Origin of the sequence: Streptomyces sp. NRRL B-3229 (genome assembly GCF_000719505.1) — a bacterium.
Lineage (GTDB): Bacteria > Actinomycetota > Actinomycetes > Streptomycetales > Streptomycetaceae > Streptomyces > Streptomyces griseorubiginosus.
The window spans coordinates 665,022-682,609 of record NZ_JOGP01000001.1; the positions used below are offsets into that span (position 1 = coordinate 665,022).

General features: G+C 69.7%; 15 protein-coding genes. 8 read left to right on the forward strand and 7 right to left on the reverse strand.

Features of this window, described 5'->3' with window-relative positions:
- The first annotated feature begins 199 nt into the window (after positions 1 to 199).
- A complete protein-coding gene (locus IF54_RS0102905) occupies positions 200 to 2,653 on the forward strand; it encodes a DNA gyrase/topoisomerase IV subunit A (RefSeq protein WP_030314110.1) in 2,454 nt (817 codons plus the stop codon).
- A 111-nt stretch (positions 2,654 to 2,764) separates the two neighbouring features.
- Here IF54_RS0102905 and IF54_RS0102910 read toward each other — a convergent pair whose 3' ends face one another.
- Positions 2,765 to 3,868, reverse strand: a complete 1,104-nt coding sequence (locus IF54_RS0102910; RefSeq protein ID WP_030314114.1) for a CobW family GTP-binding protein — start codon at positions 3,866 to 3,868, stop codon at positions 2,765 to 2,767.
- Positions 3,869 to 4,190: 322 nt separating this feature from the next.
- On the opposite strand from IF54_RS0102910, the gene IF54_RS0102915 reads away from it, so the two are divergent.
- Both IF54_RS0102915 and IF54_RS0102920 read left to right on the forward strand, forming a co-directional pair.
- Positions 4,191 to 4,697 (forward strand): DUF6082 family protein, encoded by a 507-nt coding sequence (locus tag IF54_RS0102915; protein WP_030314116.1) that lies wholly within the window; start codon positions 4,191 to 4,193, stop codon positions 4,695 to 4,697.
- Between the two features lie 439 nt (positions 4,698 to 5,136).
- Positions 5,137 to 5,373, forward strand: a complete 237-nt coding sequence (locus tag IF54_RS0102920) for a hypothetical protein (RefSeq protein WP_030314117.1) — start codon at positions 5,137 to 5,139, stop codon at positions 5,371 to 5,373.
- A 120-nt stretch (positions 5,374 to 5,493) separates the two neighbouring features.
- Here IF54_RS0102920 and IF54_RS0102925 read toward each other — a convergent pair whose 3' ends face one another.
- On the reverse strand, positions 5,494 to 6,657 hold the full coding sequence (locus IF54_RS0102925; protein ID WP_030314119.1) for a citrate synthase/methylcitrate synthase: 1,164 nt from the start codon (positions 6,655 to 6,657) through the stop codon (positions 5,494 to 5,496).
- 122 nt (positions 6,658 to 6,779) lie between these two features.
- Here IF54_RS0102925 and IF54_RS0102930 point away from each other — a divergent pair, with 122 nt between their 5' ends.
- The 4 genes from IF54_RS0102930 (at position 6,780) to IF54_RS0102945 (ending at position 11,511) form a co-directional block, all read left to right on the forward strand.
- The gene (locus IF54_RS0102930; RefSeq protein ID WP_030314121.1) at positions 6,780 to 8,042 is read left to right on the forward strand and encodes a citrate synthase; all 1,263 of its coding nucleotides are present in this window, start codon (positions 6,780 to 6,782) and stop codon (positions 8,040 to 8,042) included.
- A gap of 90 nt (positions 8,043 to 8,132) precedes the next feature.
- Positions 8,133 to 9,077 (forward strand): sucrase ferredoxin, encoded by a 945-nt coding sequence (locus IF54_RS0102935; protein ID WP_030314123.1) that lies wholly within the window; start codon positions 8,133 to 8,135, stop codon positions 9,075 to 9,077.
- An 89-nt stretch (positions 9,078 to 9,166) separates the two neighbouring features.
- Complete coding sequence (locus tag IF54_RS0102940) at positions 9,167 to 10,831, forward strand: sensor histidine kinase (protein ID WP_030314124.1); 1,665 nt, start codon at positions 9,167 to 9,169, stop codon at positions 10,829 to 10,831.
- Positions 10,831 to 11,511 (forward strand): response regulator, encoded by a 681-nt coding sequence (locus IF54_RS0102945; protein ID WP_030314125.1) that lies wholly within the window; start codon positions 10,831 to 10,833, stop codon positions 11,509 to 11,511. The genes IF54_RS0102940 and IF54_RS0102945 overlap by 1 nt, the downstream gene beginning before the upstream one ends.
- Positions 11,512 to 11,538: 27 nt before the next feature.
- Here the strand turns inward: IF54_RS0102945 and IF54_RS0102950 are convergent, their stop codons facing one another.
- From IF54_RS0102950 to IF54_RS0102960, 3 genes are all read right to left on the reverse strand, one after another.
- Positions 11,539 to 12,609, reverse strand: a complete 1,071-nt coding sequence (locus IF54_RS0102950) for an ABC transporter substrate-binding protein (protein ID WP_030314127.1) — start codon at positions 12,607 to 12,609, stop codon at positions 11,539 to 11,541.
- Positions 12,610 to 12,753: 144 nt separating this feature from the next.
- Positions 12,754 to 13,620 carry an ABC transporter permease gene (locus tag IF54_RS0102955; protein ID WP_030314130.1) on the reverse strand — a complete coding sequence of 289 codons (867 nt, stop codon included), beginning with the start codon at positions 13,618 to 13,620 and terminating at the stop codon, positions 12,754 to 12,756.
- Positions 13,610 to 14,425: an ABC transporter ATP-binding protein gene (locus IF54_RS0102960; RefSeq protein ID WP_020139173.1), complete on the reverse strand. Its 816-nt coding sequence runs from the start codon at positions 14,423 to 14,425 to the stop codon at positions 13,610 to 13,612. Before IF54_RS0102960 ends, IF54_RS0102955 begins: the two co-directional genes overlap by 11 nt.
- 161 nt (positions 14,426 to 14,586) lie before the next feature.
- On the opposite strand from IF54_RS0102960, the gene IF54_RS0102965 reads away from it, so the two are divergent.
- Positions 14,587 to 15,279 carry a response regulator gene (locus tag IF54_RS0102965; protein ID WP_030314132.1) on the forward strand — a complete coding sequence of 231 codons (693 nt, stop codon included), beginning with the start codon at positions 14,587 to 14,589 and terminating at the stop codon, positions 15,277 to 15,279.
- Positions 15,280 to 15,432: 153 nt separating this feature from the next.
- On the opposite strand, the gene IF54_RS0102970 is transcribed toward IF54_RS0102965, so the two are convergent.
- Both IF54_RS0102970 and IF54_RS0102975 read right to left on the reverse strand, forming a co-directional pair.
- Positions 15,433 to 17,025, reverse strand: coding sequence for a cation acetate symporter (locus tag IF54_RS0102970; protein ID WP_030314135.1), 1,593 nt, complete (start codon positions 17,023 to 17,025; stop codon positions 15,433 to 15,435).
- On the reverse strand, positions 17,022 to 17,582 hold the full coding sequence (locus IF54_RS0102975; RefSeq protein WP_030314138.1) for a DUF485 domain-containing protein: 561 nt from the start codon (positions 17,580 to 17,582) through the stop codon (positions 17,022 to 17,024). Before IF54_RS0102975 ends, IF54_RS0102970 begins: the two co-directional genes overlap by 4 nt.
- Positions 17,583 to 17,588 lie beyond the last annotated feature (6 nt).

Genomic DNA, 17,588 nt, shown 5'->3' on the forward strand with positions numbered 1-17,588 from the left:
GCGAGGTGGCCCGGTGGTCGCCTGCCAGGTGGCCCGGTGGTCGCCTGCCAGGTGGCTCAGCCGGGTCCTGGCCCGGACTGTCAGTGCCGCGGTCCACAATGGTCCGCGTCAGATCCTGTTCACGCTTCAGCAAGAGTGAGCCAAAGGGCCGATGTGAGCGACCCGTAGGCGAGCGACCAGAAAAGAGGAGCCGGCAGCGATGGCCCGCCGCAGCACGAAGACCCCGCCGCCCGACGACTCGTACGAGGAGCGGATCCTCGACATCGACGTCGTGGACGAGATGAAGGGCTCGTACCTCGAGTACGCGTACTCGGTCATCTACTCCCGCGCGCTCCCCGACGCCCGCGACGGCCTCAAGCCGGTGCACCGGCGCATCGTCTACCAGATGAACGAGATGGGCCTGCGCCCCGACCGCGGCTATGTGAAGTGCGCGCGCGTGGTCGGCGAGGTCATGGGCAAGCTGCACCCGCACGGAGACACGTCGATCTACGACGCCCTCGTGCGCATGGCGCAGCCCTTCTCGATGAGCGTCCCGCTGGTCGACGGCCACGGGAACTTCGGCTCGCTGGGCAACGACGACCCGCCGGCCGCCATGCGGTACACCGAGTGCCGCGCCGCCGAGGCCGCGAGCCTGATGACGGAGTCCATCGACGAGGACACCGTCGACTTCGCGCCCAACTACGACGGCCAGGAGCAGGAGCCGGGCGCGCTGCCCGCCGCCTTCCCGAACCTGCTGGTGAACGGCGCCTCCGGCATCGCGGTCGGCATGGCCACCAACATGGCGCCGCACAACCTCACCGAGGTCATCGCGGCCGCCCGTCACCTGATCCGCTACCCCAACGCGGATCTGGACGCCCTGATGAAGCACATCCCGGGTCCCGACCTGCCCACCGGCGGCCGGATCGTCGGCCTGTCGGGCATCCGGGACGCGTACGAGACGGGCCGCGGCACCTTCAAGATCCGCGCCACGGTCGCCGTCGAGACGGTCACGGCCCGCCGCAAGGGCCTCGTCGTCACCGAGCTGCCCTTCTCGGTCGGCCCGGAGAAGGTGATCGCCAAGATCAAGGACCTGGTCGGCGCGAAGAAGCTCCAGGGCATCGCCGACGTCAAGGACCTCACCGACCGCGCCCACGGCCTGCGCCTGGTCATCGAGATCAAGAACGGCTTCGTGCCGGAGGCGGTCCTGGAACAGCTCTACAAGCTGACGCCGATGGAGGAGTCCTTCGGCGTCAACAACGTGGCGCTGGTGGACGGGCAGCCCCTCACGCTCGGCCTCAAGGAGCTCCTGGAGGTCTACCTCGACCACCGCTTCGAAGTGGTGCGCCGCCGCAGCGAGTTCCGGCGCACCAAGCGCCGCGACCGGCTGCACCTGGTCGAGGGTCTGCTCACCGCCCTGGTCGACATCGACGAGGTCATCCGGATCATCCGCTCCAGCGACAACTCCGCGCAGGCGAAGGAGCGCCTGATGGAGCGCTTCTCGCTGAGCGACATCCAGACGCAGTACATCCTGGACACGCCCCTGCGGCGGCTGACCCGGTTCGACCGCATCGAGCTGGAGTCCGAGAAGGACAGGCTCAACGCGGAGATCGCGGAACTCACCCGGATCCTGGAGTCGGACTCCGAGCTGCGCAAGCTGGTCTCCGCCGAGCTGGCCGCGGTCGCCAAGAAGTACGGCACCGAACGGCGCACGGTCCTGCTGGAGGCCGGGGCCACGGCGCCGGTGGCGGCCGTACCGCTCCAGGTGGCGGACGACCCGTGCCGGGTGCTGCTGTCCTCGACGGGGCTGCTGGCCCGTACGGCGAACGGTGAGCCGTTCCCGGCGGAAGCCGGCGGAAAGCGCGCCAAGCACGACGTGATCGTCTCGGCGGTGCCGGCCACCGCGCGGGGCGAGATCGGCGCGGTGACGTCGTCCGGCCGTCTGCTCCGCCTGAACGTGATCGACCTGCCGCAGCTGCCGGAGGCGGCGTCGAACCTCTCGGGCGGGGCCCCGCTCGCGGAGTTCCTCTCCTTGGAGGACGGCGAGACGCTGATCTGCCTCACCACGCTGGACGAGTCCTCACCCGGTCTGGCGCTCGGCACCGAACAGGGTGTCGTCAAACGCGTGGTCCCCGACTATCCGTCCAACAAGGGCGAGTTGGAGGTCATCACGCTCAAGGAGGGCGACCGGATCGTCGGCGCGGTCGAACTGCGCACGGGCGAGGAGGACCTGGTCTTCATCACCGACGACGCGCAACTCCTGCGCTACCAGGCCTCGCAGGTGCGCCCGCAGGGCCGTCCGGCGGGCGGTATGGCGGGCATCAAGCTCACCGAGGGCGCGAAGGTCATCTCCTTCACCGCGGTGGACCCGGCCGCCGACGCGGTCGTGTTCACGGTGGCGGGCTCACGCGGCACGCTCGACGACTCGGTCCAGACGACGGCCAAGGTGACCCCCTTCGACCAGTACCCGCGCAAGGGCCGCGCCACGGGCGGTGTGCGCTGCCAGCGGTTCCTGAAGGGCGAGGACTGCCTGTCCCTGGCCTGGGCGGGCCCCGTCCCGGCCCGCGCCGCGCAGAAGAACGGCACGCCGGCGGACCTGCCGGAGATCGACCCGCGCCGGGACGGATCGGGTGTGTCGCTGCCGAAGACGGTGTCGGTGGTGGCGGGGCCGGTGTAGGTCTGCGGGGGGGTCCAGGTCGGCCGGTCTGCTCCAGGTCGGTCGGGCCGATCTGGGCCGCCGGCAGAGCCGATCGGGCCGGTCCAGACTGCTGGAGCTGGTCCGACCGGTCTAGGCAGGTTCCTCGGGATCCTCTTCCGTCCCCTGGACAAAGCGCAGGACGCCCCACATGCCGGCTTCGTCGGCGGCGTGCGGGGCGTCTGTCATGTCCGCCCGGCACGCTTCCAGTTCCTTGCCGAGGGACTGGGTGTCGATACCCGAGCCGATGAGGACGAGCTGCGTGAGGCGTTCGTCCCCGGCTCCCCAGGGCTCGGGATAGAACCGGAGAAAGCTGCCGACGGCGTGCACGGCGTACCGGTTGCGGGTGTCGTAGGGCCCGAAGTCGACGTACCCCTTGATCCGGTACAGCCCGTCCGGCCTGCTGTCGAGGAAGGCCATGAGCCGACGGGGGTCCATGGGGACGTCGGAACGGAACGACAGGCTGTCGTAGCCGGAGTGCAGGTGGTTGTCGTGACTGTGGTCGCCCTGGTCCCCGTGGTCGTCGAGGTCGTCGAGGTCGTCGAGGTCGTCGAAGGAGAGCTGTCCGATGCGCTCCTCGCTGGGGCGGCAGTCGAACAGGAACTCGGGGTCGATACGGCCGTACATGGCGGGGACGACGGCGGCGTGCTCGACAAGGGTGTGCACAGTGGCGAGGACACGCTCGGCGTCCCGGCGGTCCGCCCGGTCCAGCTTGTTGACGACCACCAGGTCGGCGAGGGCGAGGTGACGGTCGAGCTCGGGGTGCTTGGCGCGGGTGTCCTGAAACTCGGCGGCGTCGACGACCTCGACGAGACCGCCGTAGACGATGCCGGGCTCCTCGCTGGCGAGGACCATGCGGACGAGTTCCTGCGGCTCGGCGAGCCCGCTGGCCTCGATGACGATGACGTCGATGCCGGCGTCGGGGTGGGCGAGCTTGGCGAGGTAGCCGTCGAGCTCACTGACGTCGACGGCGCAGCACAGGCAGCCGTTCCCGAGAGAGACGGTGGAGTCGCCGAGCGCACCGGCGACGGCCATGGCGTCGATCTCGATGGCGCCGAAGTCGTTGACGACGGCGCCGATTCGGCTGCCGCCGCTGCGGTGGAGGAGATGATTGAGGAGGGTGGTCTTGCCGGAACCAAGGAATCCGGCGAGGACGACGACCGGGATCTGCCGGGGGCTCCCGCTCGGCTGACTCAACGTACGACCTCTTTCGCGCTGCTGCGTGCACCGGATCGCGGTCCCGGCGCACTGACGAGCTCTGAATGCCGGACCAGGATACGAGCCGGAACAAACCCGCCGAAGTGAACGATTGTTAGCAGCACTTGCGGGGCAGACGTTGGGGAAGGCGCCGGTTCGTGCGACCCTCGCTTCCCTCCGTGCGCCTCCTCTCCGCCTCCCCCGCCGATCAGAGCCGCTCGGCACCCTGGGAGACGGCAAGCGCCGCCCACCGCTCGCCGGTCCCCATCAGTCGACCCGCACCCCGACGACCGGCGGACGGCCGCCTGATCCGGGGGTTGACATGGCCACACAGAGTGCAGGCGCACGGAGGATCGTTTCGGCTGCGGTATCAGGGTTTGCAGCCATAACTCGTGCCGTCACAGCGCCAGGCACGCGCCATCACAGGAGAGCAATGCTCACCGAACAACACCGACTCCACTTCGATCTGCTCTGCAAGGCCATGAGTGATCCAGCACTGGCAGCAGTCCTCGACACCTACGAGGCCGAAATCCCCTTGGAGAAGCAGCGGCAGTTCCTCTTCGCGAACGCCCTGTACACCAACGCGCTGTATTTCCATCGCATCGGAGCCCTGACACGCGCGGAGCTGTTCGGGCATCTCCGCGTCATCTGCCAGAACGAGATCTTCCAGGAGTACTGGGCGGCGACCCAGCATCACCGCAAGAGCCTTCCCGACACGTCGGAGGAGGCCGAACTGGGTCGCATGATGGACGACTTGATCCGCGAGCAGGCCGACGCCGACAGTGACGAGTGGTGGGTGGTGGGCGAACCGCCCGACGAACCTTCCTGAGGATGAGCGCTCGCCTCGCGCTCCGTGGCAGCCCATGGGAGTCGGGACGGCGCGTGAACATCACTGCCGGCACCCGGTCGCCGTCGACTCCACCGCGCGAGGCGTGGAGTCGACGGCCCCCGTTTCGACAGATCACGGGAGCCGGCCGTGCGCCCCACGAATTCCCTACGCAACCGTTCGCGCGGTGACACCAATGCGACCGCATTCGCCCTCAGATACCAGACGCAGGAGGGCAATTCACTCGACTGACACAGGCCCGTGAGCATCAACGGCATCCCAAGCCGCTATGTTTTGACTGCCTGTCCTACGGGTATCCAAGCGCGCACCCATGGCTCGGATCTGCCCGCCTCCGCTGAATCACCCCGCCTCGGAGGCACCCGCCTCCGAGGAGACCACTCGGAGCCCCTTCCGTGACTCCGAGTTAGGTTGGTATCTCTCCGTGAAAATCGTGCGACGTGTGGGGGCTTCTCCGCGGGAGCGCGGCAGCGCTTCTGGCCAGACCTGCCCCGACATCTTCGAGCTCAGTGACGGCAACTTCGCCGTGATTGGGCGAGAGGCCACCGAGGAACTCGATCCGGAGCTCCCGCCCGACGCCGCACGAGCAGACTACGAACGAATCGTGGTCATCACCCGAGAGACCTTGCTGAGGGCGAAGAGCGACATTCCAGATGCATAGCACTGGCCCTACGGCGGACGACGTAAAGCCATCCGCCGACGGCCTTCCACAGGCAGTGACCCAGAGCCGAGAACCCGGCATCGACCCGATGCCGGGCCTCTTCGTGACTTGGCTCGCGACTCACGCGGCTGGCACCGCCACCGGCGCCTCCACCCCCACATACCGCGCCACCGGCCGAATGATCTTCGAGTCCGCCGCCTGTTCCAGGATGTTCGCGCTCCACCCCACCACCCGCCCCGCGGCAAAGGTGGGCGTGAACATCTCGCGCGGCAGCCCGCACAGCTCCATGACCACGCCCGCGTAGAACTCGACGTTGGTGTGCAGCTCCCGCCCCGGCTTCAACTCGGCCAGGATCGCCTCCACCTGACGTTCCACCTCGACGGCGAAGTCCACGCGCGAGCCACCGAACCGCTGCGCGACCTCCCGGAGCATCCGGGACCGGGGGTCCTCCGTCCGGTAGATCGCGTGGCCGAAACCCATGATCCGGTCGCCGGCCAGTACACGTTCCCGGATCCATGGGTCGATCCGGTCCGGCGTGCCGATCGCGTCCAGCGTGTCCAGCGCCCTGCTCGGCGCACCCCCGTGCAGCGGTCCGGACAGCGCCCCCACCGCCCCGACGAGGCATGCCGCCACATCCGCCCCCGTCGATGCCACCACCCGAGCCGTGAAGGTTGATGCATTGAATCCGTGATCAATAGTTGAGATCAAGTACTGCTCGATTGCCCGGGCCCGCGCCTGCTCCGGCTCCGAACCCGTCAACATGTAGAGGTAGTTCCCGGCGTACGAGAGGTCCTCACGCGGCTCCACGGGCTCCAGCCCCGCACCCAGCCGGTACAGCGCCGTGAGCAGCGTGGGTACGGCCGCGGCCGCCACGACCGTGTCCCGTCGCCGCCCCTCGGGGTCGATGTCGTAGACGGGACGGAACCCCTTCGCCGCCCCGAGCAGCGACAGCGCGCTCCGCATCCCCGCGAGCGGCCCCGATGCCCCGCTCGCCGCCGCGATCGCGGGCAGCGCCGCCCGCACCTCGTCCGGCAACCGCCGCAACGCCGCCGTCTCGGCACGGAAGGCCGAACCCTGTGCCGCGTCCGGCAGCTCACCGCGGACCAGGAGATGCCACACGTCCTCGAAGCTGCGGGTCTGCGCAAGCTCGACGGCCGAGTACTGGCGGTAGTGATAGAACCCCTCACGCCCTCGCACATCCCCGACCTCGGTGTCTGTGACGACGACTCCGGCGAGCCCTCGCGGCACATCGATGCGAGTGGTTTCAGACCTGTTGACCGACATGATTCCTCCCTGGACTTGATTCGACTCTCCATGGTTGACTCATGCGCTGTCAATATTGACTCAATCAATATGAGATCAACACACGCCATCAACCATCTCGGCTGCGGATACGGTGACCTCTTATGCGCGATCAAGACGCCCACCCCGGCTCCGCCGAACACCGGCTCAGCACCAAGGAAGCCGCCGAACTGCTCGGCGTGAAGCCCGAGACCGTGTACGCCTACGTCAGCCGCGGCCAGCTCAGCAGCCGACGCGTCCCCGGCGGCCGGGGCAGCACCTTCGACACAAAGGAGGTGGAGACCCTCGCGCGACGCAACCGCCGGGAGAGCGGCGGGAATCCGGGCAGCGGCGGCGAACTGTCGGTACGGACCCGCATCACGTTCATCGACCGGGACCGCTACTACTTCCGCGGCGTCGACGCGACGGAACTGGCGGCACGCCACTCCTACGAAGAGATCACGGAGTGGCTCTGGACAGGACAGCTGCGCCCGGGCGTCACCTTCACGGCACCCGACTCCTCCGTGCAGGCGGCGCGCCGTGCCGTGGACGCGCTGCCCGAGCACACCAGCCCCACCGACCGGTTGCGCGTCGCGGCGATCGCCGCGGCCGCCGCCGACCCGTTGCGTTTCGACCTGTCCGAGGAGGCCGTGCTCGGCACCGCCCGCACCCTCATCCCCACGCTCGTCGCCGCCCTGCCACCCGTCACACGCGACCGGCGCCGCGACGACGGCCCCCTGGCCCACCGGCTCTGGACCCGCCTGAGCGGCCGCAAGCCCGACGAGGCGTCCCTTCGCGCTCTGGACACCGCGCTCGGCCTGCTCGTCGACCACGACCTCGCCGCCTCGACCCTCGCGGTACGGGTCGCCGCGTCGGCCCGCGCGCACGCGTACGCGGCCGTTTCCGCCGGGCTCGGCGTCCTGGAGGGCCCCCTGCACGGCGCGGCCAGCGGGCTGGCCCACAAACTGCTGCTCGACGTGCTCGACCAGGGCGACGCGGCCCCCGTGATCGCCGAGGAGCTGCGGGCCGGCCGGCGCATCCCCGGCCTCGGCCACCGGCTCTACCCCGGCGAGGACCCACGCGCGCGTGCCCTGTTCGCGCTTCTGGAGGAGATCCCGCGCGCGGAGCCCGCCCTCCTTGCTGCCCGCGACATCGTGGCCACCACGGCCCGGCACGCCCCCCTGCACGCCAACGTGGACCTCGCCCTCGCCGTGCTGACCGCCTCCTCCGGCATGCCCTCCACGGCGGGCGAGACGGTCTTCGCCGTCGCCCGGACGGCGGGCTGGATCGCCCACGCCCTGGAGGAGTACGGCGAGCGCCCGCTGCGCATGCGCCCGAGCGGCATCTATGTGGGCCCGAAGCCACCGCAGCCGCTGCCCGAGCAGTGACTCCGCAGGAGGCACGGCCGCACCCGTCCGCTCCCCGGCTCCGACCGGATCGAAAGTCGCCGCGCGCCAAGTCAGGTTAGGCTCACCTCTGTGAGTACCTGCACAACGGTCTCGCACGACCTCGACGAGCCCGTTTCCGGAACCGCGGCCACCGCGCGGACCTGGCTGCTCCTGGAGCAGCCCGGCCCCTGGGGCGCCAAGGCTCTCACCTCGAGCCACCTGGACCCCGCGCTCGGCCGCGCTTTGGAAGCTGCGGCGAAGGACACGGGCGTACGCATCGCCCTGATCCGCCGCCCAGGGCGGCACGCCGACAGTGGCGCCCCCACGGTCCGGCAGGTGTACGCGGCCCACACCGTGCCCGGCAACGTGTGGCTCCGCAGCGCGACGACCCGTGACCCGCGGGACCTGCTCGACCTGGATCTCGCCGCGCTCGGCAGGGGTGACCACACCTCCTTCGACGCCGCCCTCCAAGGGCGCGCCCACACCGGCGATCCGCTCGCACTCGTCTGCACCAACGGCAAGCGGGACCGCTGCTGCGCCCTCCTCGGCCGTCCGCTCGCCGCGGAACTGGCTGCCTCGGGAGTGGAGGGCGTCTGGGAGGTCACCCATCTGGGTGGTCACCGTTTCTCGCCGACGGTGCTCGTCCTGCCGTACGGCTACGCCTACGGCCGTGCCGAGGCCCACACCGTCAAGCAGGTCCTCCACAGCGTCCAGGAGGGCCGGATCGTGGTCGAGGGGTGCCGCGGGAGCTCCGCCTGGGAGCGGCCCGGCCAGGCGGCCGAGCTGGCCGTGCGCAGGGCCGTGGGCGAGTACACGGCGGAGGCGCTGACGGTCGTACGGACCGACGGCACGGCTCCGCACTGGGAGGTGACCATCGCGCACGTCGACGGCCGCCATTGGCGCGTCCTCGTGGCACAGACGGCCTCGCTGCCGCCTCGCCCGGAGAGCTGCGGAGCGTCCGTGCTCGGCTCGCCCGCGCGGATGGACGTGGTGACGGTGCGGGAGTTGACCACCTCGACGGTCCTGGCGAGCTGACCGCCCAAGAACCCCGTCCACACATTGATCAAGAGATCCATGCCACACCTCCGGCGATGGATCCGGCGCCCCCACGTACCTTCATGGGTATGAGCCGCACTCCCCCCGCCCGACGCCTGCGCCTGGGCCTGCCCCGCCGCGTGTTCTCTCAGGTGCTCCTGATGCAGCTGGCGATCGCCGCGGGAGTCGCGGTGCTCGCGACCGGGCTCTTCCTGGCCCCGCTGAGCAACCAGCTGGACGACCAGGCGATGCGCCGGGCGCTCGCCATCGCCCAGACCACCGCCGCCGAGGCGCAGATCGCCGAGCAGGTCAAGGACACGCCCCCGCTCCCCAGTGGCCCCGTCCAGAAGGAGGCGGAGCGGATCCGCCGGGCGACCGGGGCCGAGTACGTCGTCGTGATGGACTGGCGGGGCGTGCGCTGGTCGCATCCGACCCGCGGTGAGGTCGGCAGGATCGTCTCCACCGACCCCGGCCAGGCTCTGGCGGGCAAGGAGATCATGCAGATCGACAGCGGCACCCTGGGCCGCACCGCCCGCGGCAAGGTCCCGCTGTACGACAGCCAGGGCAAGATCGTCGGGGCGGTCTCCGTCGGCATCGCCTACGACAGCGTGCGCGCCCGGCTGATCCACGCGATCCCCGGGCTGTTCGCCTACGCCGGCGGGGCCCTCGCCGTCGGTGCGCTCGCGGCCTGGCTCATCTCGCGCCGCGTCCAGCGCCAGACCCGCGATCTGGCCTTCTCCGACATCTCCGGTCTCCTCGCCGAGCGCGAGGCCATGCTGCACGGCATCAGGGAGGGTGTCGTCGCCCTCGACCGCGCCGGGCGCATCCGCCTGCTCAACGACGAGGCACGGCGGCTGCTGGGCATCGGCGACGAGGCCGTCGGCCGCTCCCCCGACGAGGCGCTCGGGGACGGCCGTACGGCCGACGTCCTGGCCGGACGCGTCACCGGCACCGATCTGGTCACCGTCCGGGGCCAGCGGGTGCTGGTCGCCAACCGCATGCCCACAGACGACGGCGGCGCGGTCGCCACTCTGCGCGATCGCACCGAACTGGAGCAGCTGGGCCGGGAACTCGACTCGACCCACGGCCTGATCGACGCGCTGCGGGCGCAGGACCACGAGCACGCGAACCGGATGCACACACTCCTGGGGCTGCTCGAGCTGGAGATGTACGAGGACGCCGTGGAGTTCGTCGGAGAGGTCGTCGGCGACCACCGGGCCACCGCGGAACAGGTCACCGAGAAGATCGAGGATCCGCTGCTCGCCGCCCTGCTGGTGGGCAAGGCCACCGTCGCGGCCGAACGCGGAGTCGCCCTCTGGGTCTCCGACCGGACCCGGCTGCCGGCGAGGCTGGTCGACCCGAGCGGGTTGGTCACCATCGTCGGCAACCTGGTGGACAACGCCCTGGACGCCGCAGCCGGAGCACCGCACGCACGCGTGGAGGTCGAACTGCGCACGGAGGGCCGTACGGCTGTCCTCAGGGTGCGGGACACCGGGCCCGGGATCCCGGTGGAGCAGCGGGAGTTGGTCTTCACCGAGGGCTGGTCGACCAAGGAACCCCCGGCCCACAGGGGGCGTGGCCTCGGACTCTCCCTGGTGCGCAAGCTCGCCGAGCGCCAGGGCGGCAGCGCGACCGTCGGGGACGCCGGCGGCGGGGGCGCCGAGTTCACCGTCGTCCTGCCCGACGCACTGGCCGAGCCGCAACCCGCTCTCACCGCACCGGCCGCCCAGCGGGCCGCCGAGGAGGAGTCGTGATGATCGAGGTCCTGGTCGTGGACGACGACACCCGCGTGGCGCGCGTCAACGCCGCGTACGTCGAGAAGGTGCCCGGCTTCCGGGTGGCCGGTGAGGCGCACAACGCGGCGGAGGCGCTACGGCAGCTGGAGGCGCTGCCGCACGTCGACCTGGTCCTCATGGACCACTACCTGCCCGACGAGACGGGCCTGGCGGTGGTCCAGGAGATGCGGCGGCGCGGCCACCAGACCGACGTGATCATGGTGACGGCGGCGCGGGACGTGACGACCGTGCAGGCGGCGATGCGGCACGGCGCGCTCCAGTACCTGGTCAAGCCCTTCGCCTTCGCCGGCCTCAGAGCCAGGCTGGAGGCGTACGCCGAGCTGCGCCGCACCCTGGACGGAGGCGGCGAGGCGGAACAGGCCGAGGTGGACCGCATCTTCGGCGCCCTGTCCTCGTCGGCGGAGCCCGACCTGCCCAAGGGACACTCCCCCACCACGGCGGAACTCGTCCGAAGGTCCCTGATGAACGCCGAAGGGCCCCTGTCGGCTCAGGAGATCGCCGAGCGGACCGGGGTGAGCCGTCAGACCGCCCAGCGTTATCTGAAGCTCCTGGAGCGCACGGGACGGGCCAGACTGACCCTCAAGTACGGCGACGCGGGCCGCCCGGAACACCGTTACGTGTGGGCGACCCGCGCGTGAGCAGGTATCTCGTGCACAGCGCCGCGTTCAGCCGGCGTTCTGCGCGGCCTTCCCGACGAACTCCGTCGTGTACGTCCTGTCGAGGTCGACGTCGGCCTTCTGGATGGCCGGGTTGAACGCCTTGAGAACCTTCTCGACGGTCTCGGGACCGTTCTTGGGCATCACGCCGTCCTTGGTGAACATGGGCAGCGTGTTCTTGATGGCCACCGCGTAGAGCAGCTTGTTGCCCTGCGAGTAGTCGGCGGGCATCTTGTCGGCGATCTGGGTCGCGCTGTGGGTGGACATCCACTTGAGCGTCTTGACGAATGCATTGGCCAACTTCTGCACGGTGTCCTTGTGACCGTTGACCCATTCAGTCTGCATGTACAGGCTTGACGAGGGATACGGTCCGCCGAACGCCTCGTCGGAACCCTGGGGCGTGCGCATGTCCAGAAGGACCTTGCCGGCCTTCTTGTCCAGAATCGTCGCGACGGTCGGGTCGGTCGTCATACCGCCGTCGATCGAGCCCTGTTGCAGGGCCGAGATGAAGGTCGGCCCCGCTCCGACGGCCACTGGTGTGAAGTCGCTGACCTTCACGCCGTTCTTGACCGCGAGGTACTTGGTGAGGAAGTCGGTCGAGGAGCCGAGGCCCGTGACGCCGAGCTTCTTGCCCTTGAAGTCCTTGGGCGAGGTGATGTCACCGGCCGCCTTGTTGGAGACGATCTCCACCTCGCCGGGCGCGTGCGAGAACTGTACGACCGACTCCACGTCCTTGCCCTTCACCTGAAGGTCCAGCGTGTGGTCGTAGAAGCCGACGGCACCCTGGACCTGGCCGGAGACGAGCGCGGTCTCGGCCTGGACTCCGGCGGGCTCGCTCAGCAGCTCCACGTCGAGGCCCTCGGAGTCGAAGTAGCCGAGCCGCTGGGTGAGCATCGCGGGCAGGTAGATGACCTTGTCGAGCCCGCCGACCATGATCTTGACCTTGGTTCCCTTGCCGTCGCCCTTGCCGCCGGAGCCGGTCGAGGCGGTGCTCGAGGCGTCGTTGGCGCAGGCGGTGAGGGAGGAGAGGGCGAGCAGGCCGGCTCCGGCCAGGGAGGCGTATCGGGCGGACTTGCGCATGGGGTTCACGTCCTTGTGAGAGGAAGGGGCGCCGCGTCGGATGCTCACGGGCGAGAAGGTGCGGGAGCGGTCGCCGAGAGGCGAGCAGGGGGCAGGGGGCAGGAGGGGCCGTCGGCACGGAAGGGGGGCGCGTCGAAGCGGTCGTCAGCTGTCGGACCCTGAGGGCTTCCAGCGGAAGATGCGGCGCTCGGCGAAGGTGAGCAGCCCTTCGGCGAGGAGTGCGACCACGGCGAGGATGACCATCGCGGCGTACACACCGGCCGCGTTGAAGGTGCCCTGTGACTGTGCGACGAGCAGGCCGATGCCCTTGGTCGCGCCGATGTACTCGCCGACGATGGCGCCGATGAGGGCGAAGCCGAAGCTGACGTGCAGGCTGGTGAAGATCCACGAGGTGGCGGACGGGATGACGACCTGAAGCGTCACCCTGCGGTCGCTCGCGCCGAGGATTCGGGCGTTGGCGACCAGGTTGCGGTCGACCTCGCGAGCGCCCTGGAAGGCGTTGAAGAAGACCGGGAAGAAGACCAGGACGACGGCTGAGGCCACCTTGGAGGCCGGTCCGAGACCGAACCAGATCACAAAGATGGGGGCAAGGACAATCCTGGGTATCGAGTTGAGCACCTTGATGTAGGGACCAAGTACGTCGGCGAGCAAGGTGATCCGCCCCAGCGCGATACCGAAGACCACACCGGCCACCACACCGAAGACCCAGCCCAGCAGCGCCTCGTGCAGCGTGTACCAGATCTGTTCGCCCAGTGACCCGAGCGCGGTCCCGTGTGTGATCCAGGTCCAGATCTGGTCCCAGATCTTCGAGGGCATGGAGAAGTTGAAGGGATCGATGACCTCGGCCCGGGCAAGCAGCTCCCACAGACCGAGGACGGCCACCAGGAGCAGCACCCGGGACACGGTGACGACGATCCGGCGCTTGCGGGCGGCACGCGCGCGTGAGTGCGCGCGGTCCGGCGGGGTCTTGGCCGTGTCCACGACCGGTGTGCTGAGGACCTCAGGCGACATGAGCGGCACCCCTCTCCCGGGTGATGCGGACCTCTTCGCCGAGGGACTCCCAGATCTCGCGGTAGATCTCGATGAACCGCGGCTCCAGACGCACCGACTCGACCTTGCGCGGCCGCGGCAGGTCGATGTCGAACACCTGCTTGACGGTGGCAGGGCCGGCCGTCATCACGACGACCTTGTCGGCCAGCGCGATGGACTCCTCCAGATCGTGGGTGACGAAGACGACGGAGGCGCCAGTGCCCTCCCACAGTTCGAGCAGTTCGTCGGACATCAGGGCCCGGGTCTGCACGTCGAGCGCCGAGAACGGCTCGTCCATGAGGAGGATCTCGGGGTCGTTGACGAAGGTGGCGGCGAGCGCGACGCGCTTGCGCTGGCCACCGGAGAGCTGGTGTGGGTAGCGGTCCTCGAAGGCCGCGAGCCCGACCCGGGCCAGCCACTCCCGCGCCTTCTGCTTCGCCTCGGCCTTGGGCACACCACGGAAACGCGGACCCGCCATCACGTTCGAGAGCACCGTGCGCCAGGGGAAGGTGGCGTCCTGCTGGAAGACGAAACCGACCTTGTCCCCGACTCCGCGGACCGGCTCCCCGACCACCAGGACCTCGCCCTCCGAGGGCTCCTCCAACCCGCTGACCAGCGTCAACGTGGTTGATTTGCCGCAGCCCGTGGGGCCGACGACCGCCACGAACTCCCCACGCCCCACCGTGAGATCGAGTCCCCTGACCGCCGTGTGCAGACCCCCCGACGGGGTCCGGAATGTCTTGCTCGCGCCCCGCAGCTCAATGGCGGGGCTGATGTCTGCGCTCATGGCCGTGGACGGTAGATGTGGCCCACACCACGGCATCAGTCTTCTGGGCGCATGCCGTTCTTTTGCTTGCAACAGCCTGTTGTGCTCATTTTGCGCGCGCTACAACAGCGGAGCCGAAACACGGGCGTTACGCCCGCCAGGCCTTGAGGGAGAGAGGCCCGATGATTGACGTCCTGGTCGTGGACGACGACTTCCGTGTCGCCGAGATCAACGCCAAGTACGTGGGGAAGGTTCCCGGCTTCCGGGTGGCCGCCCGCGCGCACAGCGCCGCCCAGGCGCTGTCCAACGTGCAGCGCGGGACCATCGACCTGGTCCTGCTCGACCACTACCTGCCCGACCAGACCGGCCTCGAACTCGTCCACCGCATGCGGGAACAGGGCCACGGCACCGACGTCATCATGATCACCGCGGCCGGTGACGTGACGACCATCCAGGCGGCGATGCGCCTGGGCGCCCTCCACTACCTGGTCAAACCGTTCACCTTCGCGGCCCTGCGCACCCGTCTGGACTCCTACGCCGCCCTGCGCCGCACCGTCGACCGCGTCGGGGGCCGCGGCATCGCCGGCCAGGAACAGGTGGACCGGATCTTCAGCGCCCTGCGCATGACATCAGCACCGGCCTCCCCCGGTCTGCCCAGCGGCCACTCGGAACCCACGACGGACCTCATCTGCCGCGTCCTCCACCACGCCGACCATCCCCTGTCCGCCCACGAGGTCGCCGCCGAGACCGGCCTGAGCCGCTCCACCGCCCAGCGCTACCTCCGCCACCTCGAACAGGCCGGCCGCCTTCGGCTGTCGCTCAGATACGGCGACACAGGACGCCCGGAGCACCGGTACGCGTGGGTGGCACCCTAGCCCCGCCCTGGCCCTCCTGGCCGCTGCGGACGAGCGGTGAGAGTGCCCGAGCACCTGATGCCGTACGCCTGGAGGACCCAGCGTCGGATGTCGTACGGCGGAGACGCGCGCCGTGCGACGACGCAGGGCGCCGCCCGCTCGACGTCGCCGTCGCTACACGGCCCCCGCCCCCGTCAGTGACCGCACCTCGGTCTCCGCGTGTTTGGCCTCGTCAGCGACCTCCGCCGAGGTGATCGTGCCGAGCCAGCCCGCGACGAAGCCCAGTGGGATGGAGACCAGGCCGGGGTTCTGGAGCGGGAAGTACTGGAAGTCGAGACCAGGGAACAGCGATTCGGGGCTCCCGGACACCACGGGCGACAGCAGCACCAGGGCCAGGGCCGGGACCAGCCCGCCGTAGACGGACCAGACGGCACCCCGGGTGGTGAACCCCCGCCAGAACAGCGAATACAACAGGACCGGCAGGTTTGCGGACGCGGCGACGGCAAAGGCGAGGCCGACCAGGAAAGCCACGTTGAGGTCCCTCGCGAGCAGGCCGAGGGCGATCGCGACCACCCCGATCCCCACGGCGGCGGTCCTGGCCACGGCCACCTCGCTGCGCGGCTTCCCGCGTCCACGCCGTAGCGAGGCGTACAGGTCATGGGCGACGGAGGCCGAGGAGGCGAGCGTGATGCCGGCGACCACGGCAAGGATCGTGGCGAAGGCGACGGCGGCGACGATCGCGAACAGAACCGTTCCGCCCGTGGAGTCGGCACCACCGCCCAGGTCGAGGGCCAGCAATGGGACGGCGGTGTTCCCAGCAGCGTTCGATCCCCTCACTGCTGCGGGCCCGACGATCGCCGCGGCACCGAAGCCGAGGACGATCGTCATCAGGTAGAAACCCCCGATGAGCCCGATCGACCAGACCACCGAACGCCGTGCCGCGCGTGCGGTGGGCACGGTGTAGAAGCGGGACAGGATGTGCGGCAGCCCCGCTGTGCCGAGCACAAGCGCGAGTCCCAGGCTGATGAAGTCGAAGCGCGCGGTCCAGTCCCCGCCGTACTTCAGGCCCGGCGCGAGGAACGACCGGCCATGGCCACTGCGTTCGGCCGCCGTGAGCAGCAACTGATCGAAATCGCCGTGGAACCGCACCAGCACCAGCACGGTCAGCGCCACGGTCCCGCCGAGCAGCAGCACCGCCTTGACGATCTGGATCCAGGTGGTGGCTCGCATCCCTCCCAGGGACACGTAGATCACCATGAGTGCGCCGACCCCGATGACGGTCCAGGACTGTGCCGCCTCACCGGTGCCGCCGAGCAGCAGCGCGACGAGACTGCCCGCGCCGACCATCTGCGCGACCAGGTACAGCACGGACACAGTGACCGAAGAGGTTCCCGCCGCGATCCGCACCGGCCGCTCGTTCATCCGCGCGGCGACCACGTCGGCGAGGGTGAACCGCCCGCAGTTGCGCACCAGTTCGGCGACCAGGAAGAGCACCACCAGCCAAGCCACGAGGAAGCCGACCGAGTAGAGCATCCCGTCGTACCCGAACAGCGCGATGAGCCCGGAGATCCCGAGGAAGGACGCCGCCGACATGTAGTCGCCCGCGATGGCAAAACCATTCTCCATCGGCGAGAACAGCCGGCCCCCCGCGTAGAACTCCTCCGCCGAGCCGTGCCGGTGACGGCTCACCCACGTCGTGATCCCCAGTGTGACCGCGACGAACGCGCTGAACAGGAGCAGGGCCAGAGTCTGGTAGTTCCCCGTCACGATGCAGCACCGCCCCGAGCCGTACGCGTCAGTTCCTGGGTGTCCCAGCGCAGTTCGAGCGCGGCACGGTCCCGGCGCAGCCGCGCATGCCGGGCGTAGGCCCAGGTCAGCAGGAACGTGGTCAGGAACTGTCCGAGTCCTGCGAGCATCGCCACGTTCACCGCGCCCGCCACGGGTCGAGCCATCAGCCCCGGCGCGCTCGTCGCCGTCACGACGTAGGCCACGTACCAGACGAAGAACCCGATCCCCGCCGGGACCACGAATCGCCGGTACCGGCTGCGCACCTCCTGGAAGGCCGCACTGCGCTGCACTTCGAGGTAGACATCGGCCGCGGCCGCCGCCCTGTCCGCGCGCTCCGCGCGTGCCGCGTCAACCGGGGCCACGGGAGTGCCGTCACCGCTCGTCTCGCCCCAGCCGGAGGCGAGCGCGTCGTACCAGGGATCGTCGTACCGCACCCCGGACGCCTCGACGCGAGCCTGATCGTGCCCGTCGTGGGTCTCGGCCGAACTCTCGGCGTCACCCCCGCTTCCGCGGGGACGAGCGTTGCTTGACTGCATGCTCAA